This is a genomic window from Stenotrophomonas sp. (assembly GCF_050737075.1).
Classification (GTDB): domain Bacteria; phylum Pseudomonadota; class Gammaproteobacteria; order Xanthomonadales; family Xanthomonadaceae; genus Stenotrophomonas.
In genome coordinates this window covers 1-21,767 of sequence record NZ_JBOHXV010000080.1, presented here as the reverse complement: position 1 = coordinate 21,767, position 21,767 = coordinate 1, and the positions used below count along the sequence as shown (strand labels likewise).

Below are 21,767 nucleotides of genomic sequence, written 5' to 3'. Positions count from 1 at the left end.
CCTCCACGCGGTCCCACTGCACGTCCAGTTCGGCCAGCGCCTGGTACACCGGCGCTGGCGTGGTGCCGCCGGAGAGCAGCATGCGGGCACGACCGTAGGCGGTGATGTCGTGGTTGAGGATCTGCGCCATCTCGGCGGCCACGGCCTCGATCCAGCCATCGGCGTCGCCGTGGCGGACCAGCGTGTAGCGGTCGGAAACATCCAGACGGTTCATGCGGCATCTCCGGGCAGGTCGCGTTCCATATCGGCGGCGTAAGCCGCCGCGCCGAGCAGGCCGGCGTGCGGGTGCATCACCGCCAGCGACGGTACGCGGGCCATGATCGAGGAGAACCGGCCCTTGTGTTCGAAGCGCTGGCGGAAGCCCGAGTGCTGCAGCGAATCCAGCATCTTCGGCACCAGTCCACCGGTGAGGAACACGCCGTCCCACGCGCCCTGGATCAGCACCAGGTCGCCGGCGATCGCGCCGAACACCGCGCAGAACAGGTCCACCGTGCGCATCGCCTGCGGGTCGCCGTGCAGCGCACGCGCCGTCACGTCCACCGGTTGCAGCTGGCCCGGGTCGACCCCGGCCATCTCGCATACCGCGCGATGGATATTGACCAGGCCCGGCCCGCAGATCAGCCGCTCGTTGGAGACGCGGCCGAACTGTTCGGACAGGATCTCCAGGATGCGGATCTCCTCCGGCGTGCCCGGCGGGAAGCTGACGTGGCCGCCCTCGGTTTCCAGCGGGTAGCAGCGGCCGTGGCGCAGGATCAACCCGCCCACGCCCAGCCCGGTGCCCGGGCCGATGACCGCATAGTTGCGCGGCTGGCCGGGCTTGCCCGGTACCCAGGCCGCACCGCCCACCTGCACCACGTCCTGCGGCTGCAGCAGCGAGATCGCCATCGCCTGCGCGGCGAAGTCGTTGATCAGGTGCAACTGGTCGAAGCCCAGCATGTGCGCCGTGCGTGCGCGCGAGATCACCCACGGATGGTTGGTGATGCGCGCTTCATCGCCATCGACACGGCCGGCCACCGCGAACACGCCGCGATGCGCTTCGGCGCCGATCTGCTCCAGGTAGTGGCGTGCGGCGTCCCCCAGCGAGGGGAAGTCGGCCACCACGAATTCGCGGATGCTGTCGGGCAGCAGCGGCGCGCCCAGGCTGGTGTCGGCCAGCGCGAAGCGGGCGTTGGTGCCGCCGATGTCGGCGACCAGCGCCGGTTGCGTCAACACCGTCATGCGGGGTCCTTGCGGCCAGCGTCGGCATCCACGTCGGCGGGCAGGAAGCCAAGTGCTTCTTCCGGGCCCCACACACCGGCGGGGTAGGGCTGCAGCGGCAGCTGCGCGGCCTTCCACGCATCGCTGACGCTGTCGATCCACGCCCATGCGGCACGCACTTCGTCATCGCGCACGAACAGCGCATGGTTGCCGTTGAAGGCATCCAGGAACAGGCGTTCGTAGGCGATGCGGCGGTGCAGGCCGGTCGGCACCGACAGCTCCAGTTCCAGCGGGTGCAGTTCCAGCGCGCCCCATTCCGGGCCGGCCAGGCTGCTCATCAGGCCCAGCTCGATGTTTTCCTGCGGCTGCAGCTGGAAGGTGATGCGGTTCGGCGTGGCATTGCCACGGTGCGGGCGTTCGAACAGCCAGTGGGTGACCGGCTTGAGCGTGACCACCACGCGCGTGGTGCGCTCGGCCAGGCGCTTGCCGGTGACCAGGTGGAACGGCACGCCGGACCAGCGCCAGTTGTCGATGTGCGCGGTGACCCCGGCGAAGGTTTCCACGTCGCTGCCTTCCGGCGGCTGGTAGGCCTGCGCGGGCTGGCCGTTGATGGTGCCGGCGGTGTAGCGGCCGCGGACGCTGTCACGCGCGGCGTGCTTGGCGTCCAGCGGGCGCAGCGCACGCAGCACTTTGACCTTCTCGTCGCGGATGCGGTCGGCTTCCAGCGAGGCCGGCGGCTCCATCGCCACCAGGCACAGCAGCTGCAGGATGTGGCTCTGGACCATGTCGCGCAGTGCGCCGGACCGCGCGTAGTAGGCATCGCGCCCGTCCACGCCCTCGCTCTCGGCCACAAGAATGTGCACCGATTCGATGTAGTTGCGGTTCCACACCGCCTCGAGCAGGGTGTTGCCGAAGCGCAGCGCGATCAGGTTCTGCACCGCGGCCTTGCCCAGGTAGTGGTCCAGGCGGAACACGCGATCTTCGTCGATCCACTGGCCGATGGTGGAGATGATTTCCTCGGCGCTGGCACTGTCGCTGCCGATCGGCTTCTCCAGCATCAGTCGATGCGGGGCCTTCAGCGCGCCGCCCTTGGCCAGGCCTTCGCAGGTGGAGATATACAGGCCCGGCGGAATGGCCAGGTAGCTCACGCACTTGCCGTGGACCAGGTCGCTGACCGACTCGGCCACCGATTCGGGGTTGCGCAGGTCGACCGAGCGGTAATCGATGCGCGACAGCAGCGACTGGATGTCGTCCTGGCTGGCCGCCGGCATGGCCTGCTGCAGGCGCGGGCGCAGGAGGTCGCGGAACGCCTCGGTGTCATGCGGGGACAGCGCCAGCGCGCGGATCTTGAAGTCCTCCGCCAGCAGTCCATCGCCCAGCAGGCGCAGCAACGAAGGGAAGAGGTAGCGCTGGGCGAGGTCGCCGGTAGCGCCAAACAGGAAGAGGGTGTCGTGCATCGCTCGAGTTTCAGATCCGGGTGACATCGTTGTCAATCGCTTCTCGTCTATGTTCTCGGGGGTCTCGCCGGCCGCGGTGTCCAGTTGCTGTGGTGCAACATGAACAGGCGCGGGCCTGCTCATCATGGGGCATGTCACGGGCCGATCGGAAGAATGTGCTTCCCTGGATGCGACGCGGTCATGACCGACGATTGAATACTGCCACGTGAAAACGTTTACATGGCAGAATGAGCAGACTGTATTCGATTGCAGTGGTCGCCGTCATGCGGCACCACGCCATCGACCTGCCATCGGGAGGGCCGAAGGCAGTTCCGCACAACAGCCCGGCAGCGGGCGGACTGGAATGGTGATATGGCAAAAGTGCAGTTGCAGGGCGTACGCAAGGTCTACGACAACGGCCAGGTGGCCGTCCAGGGTGCGACCTTCGAAGTGGCCGATGGGGAATTGATGGTCCTGGTGGGGCCGTCCGGGTGTGGCAAGTCGACCCTGCTGCGCATGGTGGCCGGCCTGGAAGAGATCAGCGGCGGCACGCTGACCATCGGCGACCGCGTGGTCAACGATGTGGCGCCCAAGGACCGCGACATCGCCATGGTGTTCCAGAGCTATGCGCTGTACCCGCACATGACCGTGGCCGAGAACCTTGCGTTCGGGCTGAAGCTGCGTGGCCATGACAAGGCCACGATTGCCAAGCGGGTCAACGAGGCGGCGCAGACCCTGGGCCTGACCGAGATGCTCGACAAGCTGCCCAAGGCAATGTCCGGCGGCCAGCGCCAGCGCGTGGCGCTGGGTCGTGCGCTGGTGCGCGAACCGGCGGTGTTCCTGCTCGACGAGCCGCTGTCCAACCTGGACGCCAAGCTGCGCCACAGCGTGCGCACCGAGATCGCGCAGCTGCACCGCAAGCTGGGTACCACGATGATCTACGTCACCCATGACCAGGTCGAGGCGATGACCCTCGGCCAGCGCATCGTGGTGCTCAAGGACGGCGTGATCCAGCAGATAGACACGCCGATGGCGCTGTACGACCGCCCCGTGAACCTGTTCGTGGCCGGTTTCCTCGGCAGCCCCGCCATGAACGTGCTGCGCGGCACCCTGCAGCGCGACGGCGACGGCATCGTGGTGCAGGAGGCCGCGCTGCGCGCGCCGCTGGGTGCGGCCGCGATCGATCCGGCCTGGATCGGCAGGGCGGTGGCGGTGGGTGTGCGTCCGGAGCATCTGCAGCCGGCGACGGCGGGCGAGGCGACGGCGTTCGAGGCCACCGTGGACGGCATCGAGCCGGTGGGCAACGAGATCTTCGTCAACATGACCCATGGCGACCAGGCGTTGGTGATGCGCGTGGCGCCGCAGGCCTTGCCGGCGGTGGGCGGCACGATCCGCGTGGCGATCCAGCCGCAGGGGCTGCATTTCTTCGATGCGGAAACCGGCGAGCGGTTGAACCACGACGCGTGATGGGTCGTGAGGCGTGCAGCCACCCTTGGGGTGGCTCTACGGCAGGATCAAACGGTCGAACCACCACCACGCGTGATGCGTCGTGCGACGTGCAGCCACCCATGGGGTGGCTCTACGGCGGGATGAAACGGTAGAGCCACCCCATGGGTGGCTGCGTGGTGTCAGCGGGCCAGGCCTTCCAGCAACGGTACGCCGTGGGCTTCCACGCCGCCAACGCTCAGGGCGCCCTCGGCCATCTCCAGCGGCAACACCGCCAGGGCCAGGTCGCCCGCCACGCTGGCCACGGTGCCAATCGCGGCGCCGTTCTGCTCGACCTTCGCGCCGCTGGCGGTCCCGTCGGTCACCCGCAGCAGCTGCAACGCGCGTTTGGCCTTGCCCAGAAAATGGGTGCGGGCCACGATTTCCTGGCCGGGATAGCAGCCCTTCTTGACGCTGTAGCCGTTCAACCGGTCCAGGCCCAGCTGCTGCGGGGTCCACTGCTCGCGCTGGTCGGCCGACAACCGCGGCAGCCCATAGCGCAGGTCGGACTGGCGCCAGGCCAGTTCGAAGGCAGGGTCCACCACCGCTTCACCGGCAGGTGCCGGCCCGATCGTCAGCGTGCGCGGTAGCGCATCGCTGCCCATATCCAGCTCCAGCGTCTCGCCCTCGACGGCGATGGCTGCGCCAGATGCCGCTTCCGGCGCGGTGAAGCTGCCGGCAATCGAAATATCCGTGCGGACCTCGATCTTGACCTTGCGGCGGAACACGAAACGCTGTAACTGCGACGCAATCGCATCGGCGTCGCCGTCGGCCAGCACCAGCAGCACGTGTTCTTCGTCCAGTCGCAACAGCTGAAACACAGCAAGCGTGCGGCCCTTGGCGCTCAGCCAGGCACTCCACTGCCAGTGCCGCAGGGGCAGGGCGGTGACGTCGCTGGAGAATTGGGCGTGGGCGAACGCCGCCGCCTCTACGCCACGCAGACTGAGCAAGGCGTGACCGGAAAGGCGCGGAAAATCGATGAAATCCATGGGCAGGTTGTCAGGCACGTGAACGGGGTCTAAAATTTGTGCGTTGCGAGAACAACCCATGATAGGCCAAACACCCCCCACCTCAGATTCCGAACCTGAAGCCCCGCTGGTACCGGAGGAGCAGCCGCTCGCCGATACGCCGGTGGTGCCTGTGGAAATCGGCGGCCGCGGCGGACTTGATCCGGTGCGGTATGGAGATTGGGAAAAAAACGGACGCTGCATCGATTTCTGATCAGCATTGAGCCAACGCGGCATTGCGCCGCCCAGCCGAGACAACGAGCCCAGCGAATGGCCGCCAGAGAACGTCCCCTTTCCCCGCACCTTCAGGTGTATCGCTGGCAGATTCAGATGGCCACCTCGATCCTGCATCGAGCCACCGGCATCTTTCTGTCTGTTGGAGCCCTGATCATTGCCGGCGGCCTGCTCGCCCTGATGATGGGCCCCGAATCCTGGAACTGCTTCACCGGCCACGCCGGCAGCTGGTACGGCAAGCTGTTCCTGTTCGCATGGACGTGGTCGTTCGCCTACCACCTGTGCAACGGCATCCGTCACATCACCCAGGACTTCGCGATCGGCTTCAGCATTCCTGCCTTCGTGCGCAGCAGCTGGATCTCGGTCTTCGCCAGCCTGGTGATCACCGCGCTGGTCTGGGCGTACGTCTTCCTCGGAGCCGCCGCATGAACAAGTTCCGTACCCCGCTGAAGAACGTGCGTGGCCTGGGCGCCGCAAAGACCGGCACCGAGCACTTCGTGATGCAGCGCCTGACCGCCACCGCGCTGGTCCCGCTGACCATCTGGTTCCTGGTGTTCGTGCTGAGCCTGATCAACGCCGACTACGTGACCGCCGCCGAGGCGGTGTCCAAGCCGTGGAACGCGGTGCTGCTGGTGGGCTTCCTGGTCGCGATGTTCTGGCACGCCCAGCTGGGCCTGCAGGTCGTGCTGGAAGACTACATCCATAATTCGTTGCTGGCCCTGGCGCTGCAGACCACGGTGAAGTTCATTGCCGTGCTGGGCGCGATCGTCAGTGTTTTTGCGGTCGCCCGCATTGCGCTCGGCGTTGCCTGAGTCCAGGCACCAAGACAGGAATCCAGAGTAGATGTCCGCTTACAAGATTACGGAACACAAATACGACATGGTCGTGGTGGGCGCCGGCGGCGCCGGCCTGCGCGCCACGTTCGGCCTGGCCGCCAAGGGCCTGCAGACGGTCTGCCTGACCAAGGTCTTCCCGACCCGTTCGCACACCGTGGCCGCGCAGGGCGGTATTTCCGCCGCGCTGGGCAACATGGGTGAAGACGACTGGCGCTACCACTTCTTCGACACCATCAAGGGGTCGGATTGGCTGGGCGACCAGGACGCCATCGAATACATGTGCCGCGAAGCGATTCCGGCCATCATCGAACTGGAACACTACGGTGTGCCGTTCAGCCGTACCGAAGACGGCAAGATCTACCAGCGCCCGTTCGGTGGCATGACCACCAAGTACGGCGAAGGCCCGTCCGCGCAGCGCACCTGCGCCGCCGCCGACCGTACCGGCCACGCCATGCTGCACACGCTGTACCAGCAGTCGCTGGCGCACAACGCGCGCTTCATGATCGAGTACTTCGCGCTCGACCTGATCTTCGATGAGGAAGGCGTCTGCCGCGGCGTGCTCGCGCTGGACATGGCCGACGGCTCGCTGCACCTGTTCCGCGCCCACGGCGTGGTGCTGGCTACCGGCGGTTACGGCCGCGCCTACTTCAGCGCCACCTCGGCCCACACCTGCACCGGCGACGGCGGCGGTCTGGTCATGCGTGCCGGCCTGCCGATGCAGGACATGGAGTTCGTGCAGTTCCACCCCACCGGCATCTACGGTGCGGGCTGCCTGATCACCGAAGGCGTGCGCGGCGAAGGCGGCATCCTGCGCAACAGCAACGGCGAGCGCTTCATGGAGCGCTATGCACCGCATTACAAGGATCTGGCCTCGCGCGACGTGGTGTCGCGTTCGATGACCATCGAAATCCGCGAAGGCCGCGGCGTCGGCGAGCACAAGGACCACATCCTGCTCGACCTGACCCACCTTGGCCCGGGCGTGATCGACGACAAGCTGCCGGGTATCGCCGAAAGCGCGCGCATCTTCGCGGGCGTGGACGTGCACAAGCAGCCGATCCCGGTCATTCCGACCGTGCACTACAACATGGGTGGCATCCCGACCAACTACCACGGCGAAGTCGTCCGCAAGCAGGGTGACAACAACGATGCCGTGGTGCCGGGCCTGTACGCCATCGGTGAAGCGGCCTGCGTGTCGGTGCACGGCGCCAACCGCCTGGGCTCCAACTCGCTGCTTGACCTGGTCGTGTTCGGTCGCGCGGTGGCCAACCGCTGCGCCGACACCATCAAGCCGGGCCAGCCGCACAAGACCCTGGCGTCGGACTCCTGCGACAAGGCGCTGGGCCTGCTGGACAAGCTGCGCTACGCCAACGGCGACACCCCGACCTCGGTCATCCGCGACCGCATGCAGCGCACCATGCAGAACGACGCGGCGGTGTTCCGTACCAGCAAGACGCTGGAAGAGGGCTGCGCCAAGATGTCGGACATCTTCGACTCCTTCCAGGACGTCAAGGTCTCGGACCGTTCGCTGGTGTGGAATTCGGACCTGATCGAAACCTACGAGCTGAACAACCTGCTGCTCAACGCGGTGGCGACGATCAACTCGGCCGAGCAGCGCAAGGAAAGCCGTGGCGCGCATGCGCACGAGGACTTCCCGGACCGCGACGACGTCAACTGGCAGAAGCACACGCTGGTCAACGTCGACGACAACGGCAAGTGCAGCTTCGACTACCGCCCGGTGCACATGTATACGCTGAGCAAGGACGTGGACGTGGTCCCGCCCAAGCCGCGCGTCTACTGACCGCCATGCGAATCGACTCCCTCATTTTCCGTGCCAGCCGCGCCTGCCCTGCAGCGCGAGCCGCCTGAGCCAACGAGAACAGCCATGGCCGAGTTTTCACTCCCCAAGAATTCCAAGATCGGAAAGGGCAAGCACTTCCCCGCCCAGAGCGGTGCGAAGAACACCCGCACGTTCAAGATCTACCGCTGGAATCCCGACGACGACAGCAACCCGCGTACCGATACGTATGAGATCGATCTGGACGCCTGCGGCCCGATGGTCCTGGACGCGCTGATCAAGATCAAGAACGAGGTCGACCCGACCCTGACCTTCCGTCGTTCGTGCCGCGAGGGCATCTGCGGTTCGTGCGCGATGAACATCGACGGCACCAACACGCTGGCCTGCACCCGCGCCATTGCCGACTGCGGCAAGGCCGAAGTGCCGATCTACCCGCTGCCGCACATGAGCGTGGTCAAGGACCTGGTGCCGGACCTGACCCACTTCTACGCGCAGTACGCATCGATCAAGCCGTGGATCCGCACCCAGACCCCGCCGCCGCCGGACCGTGAGCGCCTGCAGTCGCCGGAAGACCGCAAGAAGCTCGACGGCCTGTACGAGTGCATCCTGTGCGCGTGCTGCTCGACCAGCTGCCCGAGCTACTGGTGGAACGGCGAGCGTTACCTGGGCCCGGCGATCCTGCTGCAGGCCTACCGCTGGATCGTCGACTCGCGCGACGAAGACACCGGTGCGCGCCTGGACGACCTGGAAGACCCGTTCAAGCTGTACCGCTGCCACACCATCATGAACTGCGCCCGGACCTGCCCGAAGGGCCTGAACCCGGCGCTGGCGATCGCCGAGATCAAGAAGCTCATGATGGCGCGCCGCGCCTGATCCATCGCGGCCAGATTTCCTGCGGCCGGATCAATGATCGTAGAGCCACGCCCTGCGTGGCTGACAAGGTATGACGGCGAAGCCACGCATTGCGTGGCTTTGCCATATCTGGGAACCTGAAATGGAAATGGACGAACAGACCCTCCTCAAGAAACTCCGCTGGCGCTGCCGCCGCGGCATGCGCGAGCTGGACCAGCTCTTCGAGCGCTACCTCGACCGCGAATGGGGCACTGCACCCACCGACGAGCGCGATGTTTTCCTGCGTCTTCTCGACTGCGAAGACGATAAATTGTGGCGCTGGTTCATGGGTTACGAGGTCTGCCCGGATGCCGAACTCAGCGCACTCATCGCCCGGATCCGCGCCCTGCCGGCTTGAATGGCGCCCCTCGCGCTGGCAGGCCGCCGCGCAGGTCCTGTTCGCGCTGCTGATGCCGTGGGCCGCCACCGCCACGGCGCTTCCCGCCGCCGCGCAGTGGCCGCTGGGACTGCTGGCCGGGGCCGGCGCGGCGCTGCAGGCCTGGCGCTACGCACGCCGGCCGCCGTGTGACATCGTCATCCCGGTCGGGGAGGGCACTGCCCAGGTCGACGGCCAGCCGGTGGACGCGCTGGCCCTGCATGACCGCGGCCCGCTGCTGCAGCTGAGCTGGCGGCTGCACGGCCGGCGCCAGGCGCGCCTGTTCTGGCCCGACACGCTCACGCTGGCCGCGCGACGTGAACTGCGACTGGCCATGCAGGCGCGTCCCATTCCGTGTTCACGTCCGTGATGGCACCATAGCCCGAATACTCCGGCGTACCTGCATGTTCAAACCCATACCAGTCGCTATCGGCCTGCGCTACCTGCGGGCCAAACGCCGCAACGGCTTCATCTCCTTCATCTCCATGGCCTCGATCCTGGGCATCGCCCTGGGCGTGACCGTGCTGATCACCACGCTGGCGGTGATGAGCGGTTTCCAGAAGGAAATCCGCGACCGCCTGCTGCAGATGACCGCGCATACCACCATCACCGCTGATGGCGCCCCGATGTCCAACTGGCAGCACGCCGTGGACGCGGCGCGCAAGGACCCGCGCGTATCCGGTGCCGCCCCGTACATCGAGATCCAGGCCATGCTCAGCGGGCCACGGGTGCAGGGCGCGATCGTGCAGGGCATCGACCCGGCGCTGGAACCGGCCGTGTCGGTGATCAACACCAAACTCAAGAAGGGCAGCTTCGACAGCCTCACCCCCGGCAGCTACAACCTGCTGGTGGGCAAGGAACTGGCGATCTGGCTGGGCGTGGACGTGGGCGACACCGTGCTGGTGACGCTGGCCGAAGTGCAGGGCACCCCGGTGGGTGCGATGCCGCGGCTGAAGCGCTTCACCGTGAGCGGCATCTTCGAGGCCGGCTACAACGAGATCGACCGCGGCGTGGCCTACGCCAACATGGCCGACCTGGAGCGCGTGCTGCGCATGGACGGTGTGACCGGCGTGCGCCTGAAGCTGCATGACATGGACAAGGCGCTGGATGTCGGCCTCGACCTGGCGCATGCGCTGGGCGGCGGCTACCGGGTCAGCGACTGGACCCAGCAGAACGCCAACCTGTACCACTCGCTGCGCATGGAGAAGGTGGTGATGGGCATCCTGCTCTCGCTGATCATCGCCATGGGCGCGTTCAACCTGGTGTCCTCGCAGGTCATGCTGGTGACCGACAAGCAGGCCGACATCGCCATCCTGCGCACCCTGGGCCTTACCCCGGGCGGGGTCATGCAGGTGTTCATGGTGCAGGGCTCGCTGATCGGCATCTTCGGCACCGTGCTGGGCGTCGTCGGCGGGATCACGCTGACCTTGAACCTGGAGCGCATCCTCGGCGCGATCGAGACGCTGTTCAACGTCAAGCTGCTGCCCGAAGACGTGTACTACATCACCGGCCTGCCCACCGACATGCAGACCCCGGACATCGTCATCATCACCGTGGTCGCACTGGTCATGAGCTTCCTCGCCACCCTGTATCCCGCGTGGCGTGCCGCCCGCACCCAGCCGGCGGAGGCCCTGCGCTATGAATGAGCCGATCAACCGCGGCGACGAAGTCGTGCGCGCCCAGGGGCTGGCCAAGACCTACGCCGAAGGCCGCATGCAGACTCCGGTGTTCAACGGCCTGGACCTGAGCGTGGCGGCGGGCGAAACGGTGGCCATCATCGGGGCCTCCGGCGCCGGCAAGAGCACCCTGCTGCACCTGCTGGGCGGGCTGGACACGCCGACGGCCGGCGAGGTCTTCGTGGCCGGCCAGCGCATGTCCGCCCTCACCGACAGCCAGCGTGGCCGGCTGCGCAACCGCGCGCTGGGCTTCGTCTACCAGTTCCATCACCTGCTGCCCGAATTCACCGCGCTGGAAAACGTGATGATGCCGGTGCTGCTGGGCGGTGAAGAAGTCGCCAGTGCCAGGACCCGCGCGCAGGCGCTGCTGGAGTCGGTCGGGCTGGGGCACCGCCTGGAACACAAGCCCGGCGAGCTCTCCGGCGGCGAGCGCCAGCGTGCTGCCGTGGCGCGTGCGCTGGTCAACCGCCCGGCCTGCGTGCTGGGCGACGAGCCAACCGGCAATCTGGACGACAAGACCGCCGCCACCGTGTTCGAGCTGATGCTGGAGCTCAACCGCGCGCACCACACCAGCCTGGTGCTGGTCACCCACGACCGCAGCCTGGCGCGCAAGCTGGACCGCGTGCTGGAACTGCGCGAAGGGCGGCTGCACAGCCTGGCCAACAGCGAGGTCTGAACTAAAAGCTGAACGGCCGTTCAGTCTGTAACGCTGAACGGCCGCGCCCGGTGCATGATCCGTCTGCTGATCACACAACGGAGGTGCCATGAAGAAGCTGATTACCATCGTCGCCCTGGCCATGTCGCTGGTGGCCTGCGCCAGTACCGGCCGCCTGAGCAGTGCCGAGCGCCTGGACCTGTACCGCGCGCATGCGGGCCCGCCGCAACAGGACATGCAGTACTTCGGTTCGCTCAATGGCTGGACGGAGCTGGGCGACAGCGCGTTGGCGGTCTGGACGCGGCCGAGCGAGGCCTACCTGCTTGAGCTGCGTGGCGATTGCCAGGGCCTGAGCTACGCCACGGCGATCGGCCTGACCAGCCAGATGGGGCGCGTGTCGTCGCGCTTCGACAAGGTGCTGGTACGCGATACCACCGGCGGCCCGCAGGTGCCGTGCTTCATCGGCAGCATCCGCAAGCTCGACGTAAAGGCGCTGCGTGCGTCTGAAAAAGAGCTGCGCCAGGCGCAGGTGCAGGAACGCGAAGCAGGCGCGTAGGCGCCGCCTACGCCTCCGGCACGAACCCGGCCGGCGCTTCGGCGCCGCCGCCGAACAGGTACTTCACCAGTTCCTCTTCCAGGAACGCGCGGTGCTTCGGGTCGCGCGGGGAGAGGCGGTTCTCGTTGATGAGCATGGTCTGGTGCGCCAGCCACTTGCTCCAGGCGCTCTTGCCGATACCGTTGAAGATGCGCTGGCCCAGTTCGCCGGGATAGGGCACGAAATCCAGGCCCTCGGTCTCGCGTTGTTCGTACTGGCAGAAAATGGTGCGGGGCATGGGCTTACTCGACATCAGGTGAGGGTAGTGCGCCACGCATTGTACGGCGCTTGGGCCGGGCGGGCGGGGCGCCGCTCTCCAGCAGCTTGCGGATCGGCGCGGGCAGGCCCAGTGCGGGCAGGTCGGCGGCGGCCACCCAGCGCAGGGCGGGGTCGTCGTCGCGGTGCAGGCCCTGCACGCGGCGCACCAGCACCTGCAGGTGCAACCGGTAATGGCTGAAGGTGTGTTCCAGCACCGGCAATGCCTCGGCGTCTTCCAGCGCGCCGTCGACATGCGCATCGAACCAGTCCTGCAGCTCGGCACCGCTTTCCGCCTGCGGCAGCGTCCACAACTGCGCCCAGATGCCGGTGTCCGGCCGCTTCTGCAGCAGGATGCGGCCCTGGCCATCGCGCAGCAGCAGCGCCACCGCCTCGCGTTCGGGCAGCACCTTCGATGGCTTGGGGGTGGGCAACTGGTCGCTGCGGCCGTCGCGCTGCGCTACGCAGTCGTCCTGCAGCGGGCAGATCACGCAGGCCGGCCGGCTGCGCGTGCAGACCGTGGCGCCCAGGTCCATCTGCGCCTGGGTGTAATCGGCCAGGCGTGTCGCCGGCACCTGCTGCACGTGCGCCTCGGCCAACGCCCACAGCACCTTCTCCACGGCGGGCAGGCCCGGGAAGCCGTCGATGCCGTGGTAGCGGGTGAGCACGCGCTTGACGTTGCCGTCGAGGATCGCGAAGCGGTCGTTCCAGGCCTGGCTGAGAATCGCGCCGGCGGTGCTGCGGCCGATGCCCGGCAGTGCATGCAGCGCCTCGACATCGCGCGGCAGCTCGCCTCCGTGCAGCTCCACGCAGCGCTGTGCGGCGGCATGCAGGTTGCGCGCACGGGCGTAGTAGCCCAGGCCCGCCCACTGCGCCATCACCGCGTCGTTGCTGGCGGCGGCCAGCGCGGGCAGGGTGGGAAATACGTTCAGGAACTTCAGGAAATACGGAATGACTGTGGCGACCTGGGTCTGCTGCAGCATGATCTCCGACAACCACACCCGATACGGGGCGCGCGGATGCTGCCAGGGCAGGTCATGCCGACCGTGGCCGTCGAACCATGGCAACAGCCGCCCGACGAACGCGTCGGTCATCAGCCGCCCAACGCTTCCGGCAGCAACGCATCCACGAACGCTTCCGGGTCGAACACGCGCAGGTCTTCCGGGCGCTCGCCGATGCCGGCGAAGCGGATCGGAATGCCGAACTCGCGGGCCAGCGCGAACACCACGCCGCCCTTGGCGGTGCCGTCGAGCTTGGTTACCACCAGGCCGGTCACGTTGACCGCGGCATGGAACTGGCGCAGCTGCGAAAGCGCGTTCTGGCCGGTGGTGCCGTCGATGACCATCAACACTTCGTGCGGCGCGCTTTCGTCGATCTTGCCGAGCACGCGGCGGATCTTGCCCAGCTCGTTCATCAGCCCGCCTTGGGTGTGCAGGCGGCCGGCGGTATCGGCGATCAGCACTTCGGTGCCGCGCGCCTTGCCGGCCTGCAGCGCATCGAACGCGACCGAGGCCGCATCGGCATTCTGGCCCTGCGCGACCACGGCCACGCCATTGCGCTCGCCCCAGGCCTGCAGCTGGGCCACGGCGGCGGCGCGGAAGGTATCGCCGGCGGCCAGCATCAGGCTGTGGCCGTCGTCCTTGAAACGCTTGGCCAGCTTGCCGATGGTGGTGGTCTTGCCGACGCCGTTGACGCCGACGGTGAGGATCACGAAGGGTTTCGCGCTGCGGTCGATGACCAGCGGCCTGGACACCGGCTGCAGGATCGCGATCAGGTCGGCGCGCAGGGCCTTGAGCAGGGCATTGGCGTCGACGAACTCGCGCGCCTTCATGCGCTTGCGCAGGCCTTCCACCAGCGCGGTGGTCGCGCCGACGCCGACATCGGCGGTGATCAGCGCGGTTTCCAGCTCATCCAGCAGGTCGTCGTCGAGCTTGGGGTTGCGCGAGAACAGGCCGCCGAAGCTGCGGGCGATGACGCTGTTGCGCAGCCGGTCGCGCCAGCCGGTCTTGCCGGCCGCGGCCGGTGCGGCCTCGTCGGCGGCGGCGGGCGAGGCCAGCGGCTGGGCCGCTTCCTGCACGATCTCGGTGGCGACCACGACCGGTGCCGGAGTATGGACCGGTGCGGGCGGCGCGAAGGCGGTTTCGACCGGCGAGGCCGGGACCACGTTCGCTGCCGGAGTTGCAACGGGTGTCGCCAGCGGAGCGGTCGGTGTCGGTGACGGCGAAGCCACCGCGGGTGCCGTGTCTGCGTCGGGTGCTGCGGGGATCCTGCCAACGGCCGGCGCTACCGGGGCAGCGGGCGCCGGCGCTGTTACCGGGGCAGCCTCCGGCTCGGCGGCAGGCGCAGCCGACGGGAAGGCGGCGGCCAGCTCTTCAGCCGAGTAGTGCTGGGTCTTGGGCGCGTCCTGCGGAGCGTCCTGGGGCTTTTTGCGACGGAAGAAGCTGAGCATTGGATTCGGCGCTGAAATCAGGGGGATATGTTATCACCCGGGCCCGTGGGGCCCGTGTGTGTGTGTAGAGCGGACTGGTAGAGCGGACGGGTAGAGCGGACTGTTAGTCCGCTGTGCCCTCTAAAGACCGAACGCTCCCCGCCGCTAACGACAATGGAGGGCCGCGCCATCACGGTCCAGGGCCAACAGCACATGGGCAACATCCAGGCCATCGCCGGCAGCGGCCTGCGCGCGGCCCAGCAGGGCGTACAGGTCGCCGCCCACAACGTGGCAAACCTGGCCACTCCGGACGCGCAGCGGCTGCAGATGCAGCGCAGCAGCGCCGCCGACGGCGGCGTTCAGACCAGTGTGACGACGACCGATCAGGATCCGTCGGCGCCGCTGGCCGATCTGCTGGCTGCCCGCACCGAAGTGCTGGCGTTCAAGGCCAACGCAGCCGTGATCCGGCGGGCCGACGACATGCTGGGTGCGCTGCTGGACGAGCGCGCTTGACGGCGGCGCACGACCAACGGTCGTGCGCTACCCCCAACAAATCATCAACCCGGTAGGTACCCACCGTTGGTGGGTACGCCGCCTCAGGCCGACAACTCCAGCAACAGCTTGTTGAGCCGGCGCACATACGCCGCCGGGTCCTTCAGCGTGTCGCCGGCAGCCAGCGCGGCCTGGTCGAACAGCACGCGGCTGAGGTCGCCGAAGCGGGCCGCGTCGGCTTCCTGGTCCAGCTTGCCGATCAACGGGTGGCCGGGATTGAATTCGAACACCGGCTTGCTGTCGGGCACCTTCTGGCCGCTGGCCTCCAGAATCTGGCGCATCTGCAGGCCCAGGTCCTGCTCGCCGATGGCCAGGATCGCGGGCGAATCGGTCAGGCGGTGCGAGACGCGCACGTCGGCCACGTCATCGCCCAGCGCGGTCTTGAGGCGCTCGACCAGCCCCTGCTTCTCCTTCGCCGCTTCTTCCTGCGCCTGCTTGTCTTCGGCCGTCTCCAGTGCGCCCAGGTCCAGGTCGCCACGGGCGACGTCGACCAGGGTCTTGCCGTCGAATTCGGTCAGGTAGCCCATCAGCCACTCGTCGATACGGTCGGTGAGCAGCAGCACTTCGATGCCCTTCTTGCGGAACACTTCCAGGTGCGGGCTGTCCTTGACCTGGGTGTGGCTGTCGCCGGTCAGGACGTAGATCTTGTCCTGGCCCTCGATCATGCGGCCGATGTAGTCGGCCAGCGACACGCTCTGCGCGCCGCTGGCGTCATGCGTGGAGGCGAAGCGGAGCAGGCCGGCGACCTTCTCGCGGTTGTTGTAGTCCTCGGCGGGGCCTTCCTTGAGCACCTGGCCGAACTGCGCCCAGAACCCGGCGTAGACCTCGGGCTTGTCGGTGGCCAGCTTCTCCAGCATGTCCAGCGAGCGCTTGGTCAGCGCCGACTTCATCGAATCGATCACCGGGCCGGACTGCAGGATTTCGCGCGAGACATTCAGTGACAGGTCGTTGGAATCGACCACGCCCTTGATGAAGCGCAGGTACAGCGGCAGGAACTGCTCGGCCTGGTCCATCACGAACACGCGCTGCACATACAGCTTCAGGCCCTTGGGCGCGTCGCGGTGGTACAGGTCGAACGGCGCGTGGCCGGGAACGTACAGCAGCGAGGTGTACTCGAGCTTGCCTTCGACCTTGTTGTGGCTCCACGCCAGCGGGTCCTGGTGGTCGTGCGCGGCGTGCTTGTAGAACTCCTGGTACTCGGCGTCGGTGATCTCGCTGCGCGGGCGGGTCCACAGCGCGCTGGCGCGGTTGACGGTTTCCCACTCGACCTCGGCCGGGGCGTCTTCGCCGTGGTGTTCCTTGACCATCTGGATCGGCAGGCCGATGTGGTCGGAGTACTTCTTGATGATGCCGCGCAGGCGCCAGCCATCGGCGAAGTCCTGCTGGTCGTCCTTGAGGTGCAGCACGATGCGGGTGCCGCGTTCGGCCTTGTCGATGGGTTCGACGTCGAACTCGCCTTCGCCGCGCGAGGACCAGTGCACGCCCTCGCTGGCCGGCAGGCCGGCGCGGCGGGAGTAGACGTCGACCTGGTCGGCGACGATGAACGCGCTGTAGAAGCCGACGCCGAACTGGCCGATCAGCTGCGAGTCCTTCTTCTGGTCGCCCGACAGCTGGCGCAGGAAGTCGCCGGTGCCGGACTTGGCGATGGTGCCAAGGTGGGCGATGGCCTCATCCCGGCTCATGCCGATGCCGTTGTCGTCGATGGTGAGGGTGTGCGCCTCGGGATCGAAGCTGACGCGGATCCGCAACTCGCCGTTGCCCGGTAGCGCCGGGCTCTGCCCGGCTGACTCAAGCAGCTCAGGTTGGGTCAGCGCCTCGAAGCGGAGCTTGTCCGAGGCATCGGCCGCGTTGGAGATGAGCTCGCGAAGGAAGATTTCCTTGTTGGAGTACAGCGAGTGGATCATCAGCTGCAGCAGCTGCTTCACTTCGGTCTGGAAGCCCAGGGTCTGCTTTTGGGTCTGCTCGGTCATGCGGCGATGCTCCTCGAACGCGAAACGGTGGCGCGCACTGGGCGCGGCGGCTGGCTCAAGGGGTAGGGGTGGCGGCTCCCGTTTTCAAGTCGGTGCCGGGTATCCTTCCCGCATGAAATCACGCTCTTCCGCATCGGCCCCGGTGGGCCAGGTCCGCATCATCGGCGGCAAATGGCGCAATACCAAGCTGCCGGTCCCGTTGTCGCCCGGGCTGCGCCCGAGCAGCGACCGGGTCCGCGAGACCCTGTTCAACTGGCTGATGCCGCGGCTGGGCGGGGCGCGGGTGCTGGACCTGTTCGCCGGCAGCGGCGCGCTGGGGCTGGAGGCGGTCTCGCGCGGCGCCGCGCAGGCGACCCTGGTCGAGCGCGACCCGGCCCTGGCCGGCCAGCTGCGGGACACCGTGGCCCGGCTGGGCGCGCAGGCGCAGGTGGCCGTGGCCCAGGCCGACGCCCTGCAGTGGCTGAGGCAGCCGCCGGCGGGGCTGGCCGACATCGTGTTCGTGGACCCGCCCTTCGCGGCGGGGCTGTGGGAGGACGTGCTGGCGGGGCTGGGGCCGCACCTGGCCGCCGATGCTTGGCTGTACCTGGAGTCGCCGGGCGAGCAGGGGCCGCGGGTTCCGGCGCCCTGGCTGCTGCACCGCGAGGGCGGCACCCGCGAGGTCCGTTTTGCCCTGTACCGGCGCGCCACTGCTACACTTTCACCAGATCACAACGCGTAGCTGCCGTATGACCGTGGCCAACCGCCGCATTGCCGTATACCCGGGCACCTTCGATCCCATCACCAACGGTCACATCGACCTGGTGAACCGGGCGGCGCCGTTGTTCGAGAAGCTGGTGGTCGGCGTGGCGCAGAGCCCGTCCAAGGGGCCTTCGCTGCCGCTGGAGCTGCGGGTGTCGCTGGCGCGCGATGCGCTGGCCCACCACCGCAACGTGGAAGTGCGTGGCTTTGACACCCTGCTGGCGCATTTCGTGCGCTCCGAGCAGGGCGGGGTGCTGCTGCGCGGGCTGCGCGCGGTCTCCGATTTCGAGTATGAATTCCAGATGGCGAGCATGAACCGCCACCTGATCCCGGAGGTCGAGACGCTGTTCCTGACCCCGGCCGAGCAGCACAGCTTCATTTCGTCTTCGCTGGTCCGCGAGATCGCCCGCCTGGGCGGCGACGTGTCGGGCTTCGTGCCGTCGTCGGTGCTCGATGCGCTGCGCAAGGTGCGTGAGGCGAAGTCGGGCCAGTCGTAACATCCGTTCACACCATTCAAGCCAAGCATTACCAAGAGGGAGGAAACCCATGAACAACACCATGCGTGCCATGTTGATCGCGTCGTTCGCGCTGGCCTTCACCGCCTGCAAGAAGGAAGAGGCCGCTCCGGCCGCCGAAGCCCAGCAGGCGCTGGTCGCCCCGTCCAAGGACGACGATGCGGGCTGGAAGAAGTACCTGCAGGCCGTGGCCGTGCAGAACATGGGCAACATCACCAACAGCCCGTTCCTGTACTACCTGTCCCCGGAATCCGATCCGGAGTTCCAGGCCAAGTACGAGCGCCAGGTTGAAAGCGCCACCAATGCCGTCGCCCGTGGCGTGCAGCCGGGCAACATGCTGGCCTTCGGTTCATCGGCGTCGGGCAAGATGGCCGACATGATCCAGGCCGTGTTCAAGGACGTGTCCGCCGACTCGATGAAGGGTGTGCGCGTGGTGTTCATCGGCCAGGCGGCCGACAACGCCCGCGTGCAGTCGATCATCCAGCCGACCGGCGCCGAGTACATCTTCGTCGAAGCCAAGTAAGCCGTGCCATGGCGGCCGCGCCCCCGCGCGCGGCCCGGGTGGCGTCCTTCAGGGCGCCGCCGTTGACCGGCCCGCGCGCAAGCGCAGGCCGGTTTTCCTCTGCCGGCACTGGCGTGGAGTAACGCCATGTCGCTGAAAATCAATGAGCTCTGCGTCAACTGCGACGTATGCGAGCCCGCCTGTCCCAATCAGGCCATTTCGATGGGTGAAACCATCTACGTGATCGACCCTGCACGCTGTACCGAATGCGTGGGGCATTTCGACGAACCGCAGTGCGTGGTCGTCTGCCCGGTGGAATGCATCGATCCCGATCCGGACATTCCGGAAACCCAGGAAGCGCTGCTGGCCAAGCTGCATGGGCTCCAGCGCGATCATCCCGAACTCTATGCGGAGTCTGCGCCCGAATGAAAACCCCCTCCCGTCGCTGGTTGCTGCTGGTCCTGTTGTGGTCGCCGGCCCTGTGGGCCGCTGCCCCGTCCGCGGCCCCGCTGGCCACCCATCCCGAGGGCGCGGCCGTTGCCAGCGGTCATCACCTGGCCACCGAGGCCGGCATGGAGATCCTGGCCAAGGGCGGCAACGCCTTCGATGCGGCGGTGGCGGTGTCGTCCACGCTGGCGGTGGTCGAGCCGATCAGTTCCGGCCTGGGCGGCGGTGGCTTCTTCCTGCTGCACGACGCGACGACCGGCAAGGACGTGATGCTGGACGCGCGCGAGACCGCGCCGGAATCGGCCACGCCCGAGGCGTTCCTGGACAAGAAGGGCGAACTGGACCGAGACCGTTCGGTGAACGGCCCGTGGTCGGCCGGCATTCCCGGCCTGCCGGCGGCGCTGGTGGAGCTGTCGGCCAAGCACGGCAAGCTGCCGTTGCAGGATTCGCTGGCGCCGGCGATCCGCATCGCGCGCGAGGGGTTCCCGGTGTATGCGCGCATGGCCAAGGGCTATGCGTCGCGTCGTGAAGTGATGGAGCGTTACCCCGGAACGCGCGAGGTGTACCTGCGCAATGGCAAGCCGATCGCCGAAGGCGATGTGTTCAAGCAGCCGGAACTGGCCGCCACGCTGGAGCGGTTGGGCGCGCAGGGCTTCGATGGCTTCTACCGTGGCCAGACCGGCAAGCTGCTGCTGGCCGGCGTGAAGCAGGCCGGCGGTCGCTGGACCGCCGAGGAGCTGGCCGGCTACCGCGTGAAGCAGCGCGAGCCGATCGTGTTCAATTACCGCGACTGGAAGATCACCACGGCCTCGCCGCCGTCGTCGGGCGGTATCGCGCTGGCCTCGATGCTGCAGATCCTGGAAGGCTGGGACCTGAAGGCGATGGACCCGGCCCACCGCACTCACCTGGTGGTGGAGTCGATGCGTCGCGCGTTCCGTGACCGCACGTTCTTCCTCGGCGACCCGGACTTCGTGCAGATTCCGCAGAAGGTGCTGACCAGCCGCGATTACGCGCAGGGTCTGCGCGCGACCATCCACCCGGAGAAGGCCACCCCCAGCGATCTGCTGTCGGGCAACCCGACGCCGCTGGAAGACGACGAGACCACGCACTTCTCGATCATCGACGCACAGGGCAACCGCGTCGGTGCGACGCAGACGGTGAATCTGCTGTACGGCTCGGGCCTGATTCCGTCGGGTACCGGGGTGCTGCTCAACAACGAGATGGATGATTTCGCGCTGAAGCCGGGCACGCCCAACGCGTTCGGGGTGATGGGCTACGCGGCCAACGCACCGAAGCCGGGCAAGCGCATGCTCAGTTCGATGACGCCTACCTTCATGGAGTCGAAGGACAAGGTGGTGGTGCTGGGCACACCGGGCGGCAGCCGCATCATCACGATGGTGCTGTTGGGTGTGCTGGGTTACGACGATGGCCTGACCGCACAGCAGGTTGCGGCGCTGCCGCGCTTCCACCACCAGTGGCTGCCGGACGTGATCGAGGCCGAGACCGGTGCGTTCGACGCGGCCACCATCAAGCAGCTGCAGGCGATGGGCCACAAGATCGACCTGCCCGGCGACAGCGCCGAAGGCGGGCGCGGCTCCAGCCACGTGTGGGGCAACCTGCAGACGGTGGAGTGGAACCGCCGCAGCAACGTCCTCAGCGTCGGCAGTGACCCGCGAAATCCAGTAGGCAGTGGCGCGGTTTCCAAGGCGGATTGATGTCGAGCCGGCCTTCGGCCGGCTTTTTTTGGTTGGATTGCATGCGGTCACCTGGTGCCGGGCTGCGCCCGGCTTCATGCATTTGGGCGAACAGCCGGTGTTTGTGTGGGTTCACTGGCTTGGGCCGCCCGGTGCCGGTTTGCGGGGTCGCCGTAAACCGCCCTCCGGGCCCCGGCCCAATCGCCAGCGATTGGGCGTTCAGTCGCACGCGAGGCAGTGCCTCGCAAGCGGTGCGGCTTCACCCATGGGGGCTAAGCGGTCGCCATCCATGGCGCCGATTCCCCCGCAAACCGACCCCGGGCGACCCTTTGACAGGTCGCCGGTGGCCAAAGGAAACACGTAGAGCCACGCCATGCGTGGCTGCTCTTTCTCACCGCATAGCATCCATGTCTGGGGGCGGCCGGCGGGTGGCCCCCGGAGGGACGCTAGAAAACATGGATGTTTTCTAGCAGCCTACATGGA

The 21,767-nt window shown here is 67.4% G+C and carries 25 protein-coding genes; 17 read left to right on the top strand and 8 right to left on the bottom strand.

Annotation, left to right across the window (positions count from 1 at the left end; all coding sequences use genetic code 11):
- From ACREPD_RS16945 to zwf, 3 genes are all read right to left on the bottom strand, one after another.
- The coding region (locus tag ACREPD_RS16945; RefSeq protein ID WP_431600415.1) for a 6-phosphogluconolactonase at window positions 1-214 on the bottom strand (214 nt) is incomplete at its 3' end.
- Entirely contained in the window at window positions 211-1,218 is a 1,008-nt protein-coding gene (gene glk, locus ACREPD_RS16940) for a glucokinase (protein WP_431600414.1), read from the bottom strand. The genes glk and ACREPD_RS16945, both read right to left, overlap by 4 nt.
- On the bottom strand, window positions 1,215-2,654 hold the full coding sequence (zwf, locus tag ACREPD_RS16935) for a glucose-6-phosphate dehydrogenase (protein ID WP_431600413.1): 1,440 nt from the start codon (window positions 2,652-2,654) through the stop codon (window positions 1,215-1,217). The genes glk and zwf overlap by 4 nt, the downstream gene beginning before the upstream one ends.
- A gap of 351 nt (window positions 2,655-3,005) precedes the next feature.
- Between zwf and ACREPD_RS16930 the strand changes: the two genes are divergently transcribed.
- Entirely contained in the window at window positions 3,006-4,100 is a 1,095-nt protein-coding gene (locus tag ACREPD_RS16930) for an ABC transporter ATP-binding protein (protein WP_431600412.1), read from the top strand.
- 161 nt (window positions 4,101-4,261) lie between these two features.
- On the opposite strand, the gene ACREPD_RS16925 is transcribed toward ACREPD_RS16930, so the two are convergent.
- Entirely contained in the window at window positions 4,262-5,107 is an 846-nt protein-coding gene (locus ACREPD_RS16925) for a YgfZ/GcvT domain-containing protein (RefSeq protein ID WP_431600411.1), read from the bottom strand.
- A gap of 58 nt (window positions 5,108-5,165) precedes the next feature.
- Here ACREPD_RS16925 and ACREPD_RS16920 point away from each other — a divergent pair, with 58 nt between their 5' ends.
- From ACREPD_RS16920 to ACREPD_RS16875, 10 genes are all read left to right on the top strand, one after another.
- On the top strand, window positions 5,166-5,339 hold the full coding sequence (locus tag ACREPD_RS16920) for a DUF1674 domain-containing protein (protein ID WP_431600410.1): 174 nt from the start codon (window positions 5,166-5,168) through the stop codon (window positions 5,337-5,339).
- Window positions 5,340-5,395: 56 nt separating this feature from the next.
- Window positions 5,396-5,788 (top strand): succinate dehydrogenase, cytochrome b556 subunit, encoded by a 393-nt coding sequence (sdhC, locus tag ACREPD_RS16915; protein ID WP_431600409.1) that lies wholly within the window; start codon window positions 5,396-5,398, stop codon window positions 5,786-5,788.
- On the top strand, window positions 5,785-6,171 hold the full coding sequence (sdhD, locus tag ACREPD_RS16910) for a succinate dehydrogenase, hydrophobic membrane anchor protein (protein ID WP_421570799.1): 387 nt from the start codon (window positions 5,785-5,787) through the stop codon (window positions 6,169-6,171). The genes sdhC and sdhD overlap by 4 nt, the downstream gene beginning before the upstream one ends.
- 31 nt (window positions 6,172-6,202) lie before the next feature.
- A complete protein-coding gene (sdhA, locus tag ACREPD_RS16905; RefSeq protein ID WP_431600408.1) occupies window positions 6,203-7,993 on the top strand; it encodes a succinate dehydrogenase flavoprotein subunit in 1,791 nt (596 codons plus the stop codon).
- An 84-nt stretch (window positions 7,994-8,077) separates the two neighbouring features.
- Window positions 8,078-8,863, top strand: a complete 786-nt coding sequence (locus tag ACREPD_RS16900; protein WP_431600407.1) for a succinate dehydrogenase iron-sulfur subunit — start codon at window positions 8,078-8,080, stop codon at window positions 8,861-8,863.
- A 127-nt stretch (window positions 8,864-8,990) separates the two neighbouring features.
- Window positions 8,991-9,239, top strand: a complete 249-nt coding sequence (locus ACREPD_RS16895; protein ID WP_431600406.1) for a succinate dehydrogenase assembly factor 2 — start codon at window positions 8,991-8,993, stop codon at window positions 9,237-9,239.
- On the top strand, window positions 9,190-9,627 hold the full coding sequence (locus ACREPD_RS16890) for a hypothetical protein (protein ID WP_431600405.1): 438 nt from the start codon (window positions 9,190-9,192) through the stop codon (window positions 9,625-9,627). The genes ACREPD_RS16895 and ACREPD_RS16890 overlap by 50 nt, the downstream gene beginning before the upstream one ends.
- Window positions 9,628-9,661: 34 nt before the next feature.
- Window positions 9,662-10,903, top strand: coding sequence for a lipoprotein-releasing ABC transporter permease subunit (locus tag ACREPD_RS16885; RefSeq protein ID WP_431600404.1), 1,242 nt, complete (start codon window positions 9,662-9,664; stop codon window positions 10,901-10,903).
- Window positions 10,896-11,609 (top strand): lipoprotein-releasing ABC transporter ATP-binding protein LolD, encoded by a 714-nt coding sequence (gene lolD / locus ACREPD_RS16880; RefSeq protein ID WP_421570807.1) that lies wholly within the window; start codon window positions 10,896-10,898, stop codon window positions 11,607-11,609. The genes ACREPD_RS16885 and lolD overlap by 8 nt, the downstream gene beginning before the upstream one ends.
- Window positions 11,610-11,697: 88 nt before the next feature.
- Window positions 11,698-12,144, top strand: coding sequence for a DUF6491 family protein (locus ACREPD_RS16875; protein ID WP_431600403.1), 447 nt, complete (start codon window positions 11,698-11,700; stop codon window positions 12,142-12,144).
- Window positions 12,145-12,151: 7 nt separating this feature from the next.
- Here the strand turns inward: ACREPD_RS16875 and ACREPD_RS16870 are convergent, their stop codons facing one another.
- The 3 genes from ACREPD_RS16870 to ftsY are packed head-to-tail and all read right to left on the bottom strand — an operon-like array spanning window position 12,152 to window position 14,887.
- A complete protein-coding gene (locus ACREPD_RS16870) occupies window positions 12,152-12,421 on the bottom strand; it encodes an oxidative damage protection protein (RefSeq protein ID WP_431600402.1) in 270 nt (89 codons plus the stop codon).
- Window positions 12,422-12,425: 4 nt separating this feature from the next.
- Complete coding sequence (gene mutY, locus ACREPD_RS16865; RefSeq protein WP_431600401.1) at window positions 12,426-13,532, bottom strand: A/G-specific adenine glycosylase; 1,107 nt, start codon at window positions 13,530-13,532, stop codon at window positions 12,426-12,428.
- Entirely contained in the window at window positions 13,532-14,887 is a 1,356-nt protein-coding gene (gene ftsY, locus ACREPD_RS16860; RefSeq protein WP_431600400.1) for a signal recognition particle-docking protein FtsY, read from the bottom strand. Before ftsY ends, mutY begins: the two co-directional genes overlap by 1 nt.
- A 192-nt stretch (window positions 14,888-15,079) precedes the next feature.
- Between ftsY and ACREPD_RS16855 the strand changes: the two genes are divergently transcribed.
- On the top strand, window positions 15,080-15,379 hold the full coding sequence (locus ACREPD_RS16855; protein ID WP_431600416.1) for a hypothetical protein: 300 nt from the start codon (window positions 15,080-15,082) through the stop codon (window positions 15,377-15,379).
- An 83-nt stretch (window positions 15,380-15,462) separates the two neighbouring features.
- Here the strand turns inward: ACREPD_RS16855 and htpG are convergent, their stop codons facing one another.
- Window positions 15,463-17,388, bottom strand: a complete 1,926-nt coding sequence (gene htpG / locus ACREPD_RS16850) for a molecular chaperone HtpG (RefSeq protein WP_431600399.1) — start codon at window positions 17,386-17,388, stop codon at window positions 15,463-15,465.
- Window positions 17,389-17,500: 112 nt separating this feature from the next.
- Here htpG and rsmD point away from each other — a divergent pair, with 112 nt between their 5' ends.
- The 5 genes from rsmD (at window position 17,501) to ggt (ending at window position 21,305) form a co-directional block, all read left to right on the top strand.
- On the top strand, window positions 17,501-18,106 hold the full coding sequence (gene rsmD / locus ACREPD_RS16845) for a 16S rRNA (guanine(966)-N(2))-methyltransferase RsmD (RefSeq protein WP_431600398.1): 606 nt from the start codon (window positions 17,501-17,503) through the stop codon (window positions 18,104-18,106).
- Window positions 18,107-18,113: 7 nt separating this feature from the next.
- The gene (gene coaD, locus ACREPD_RS16840; protein WP_421570815.1) at window positions 18,114-18,623 is read left to right on the top strand and encodes a pantetheine-phosphate adenylyltransferase; all 510 of its coding nucleotides are present in this window, start codon (window positions 18,114-18,116) and stop codon (window positions 18,621-18,623) included.
- A 49-nt stretch (window positions 18,624-18,672) separates the two neighbouring features.
- Window positions 18,673-19,164: a hypothetical protein gene (locus ACREPD_RS16835; RefSeq protein WP_421570816.1), complete on the top strand. Its 492-nt coding sequence runs from the start codon at window positions 18,673-18,675 to the stop codon at window positions 19,162-19,164.
- A 126-nt stretch (window positions 19,165-19,290) separates the two neighbouring features.
- A complete protein-coding gene (locus ACREPD_RS16830) occupies window positions 19,291-19,572 on the top strand; it encodes a YfhL family 4Fe-4S dicluster ferredoxin (RefSeq protein ID WP_145477948.1) in 282 nt (93 codons plus the stop codon).
- On the top strand, window positions 19,569-21,305 hold the full coding sequence (gene ggt, locus ACREPD_RS16825; RefSeq protein WP_431600397.1) for a gamma-glutamyltransferase: 1,737 nt from the start codon (window positions 19,569-19,571) through the stop codon (window positions 21,303-21,305). Before ACREPD_RS16830 ends, ggt begins: the two co-directional genes overlap by 4 nt.
- Window positions 21,306-21,767 lie beyond the last annotated feature (462 nt).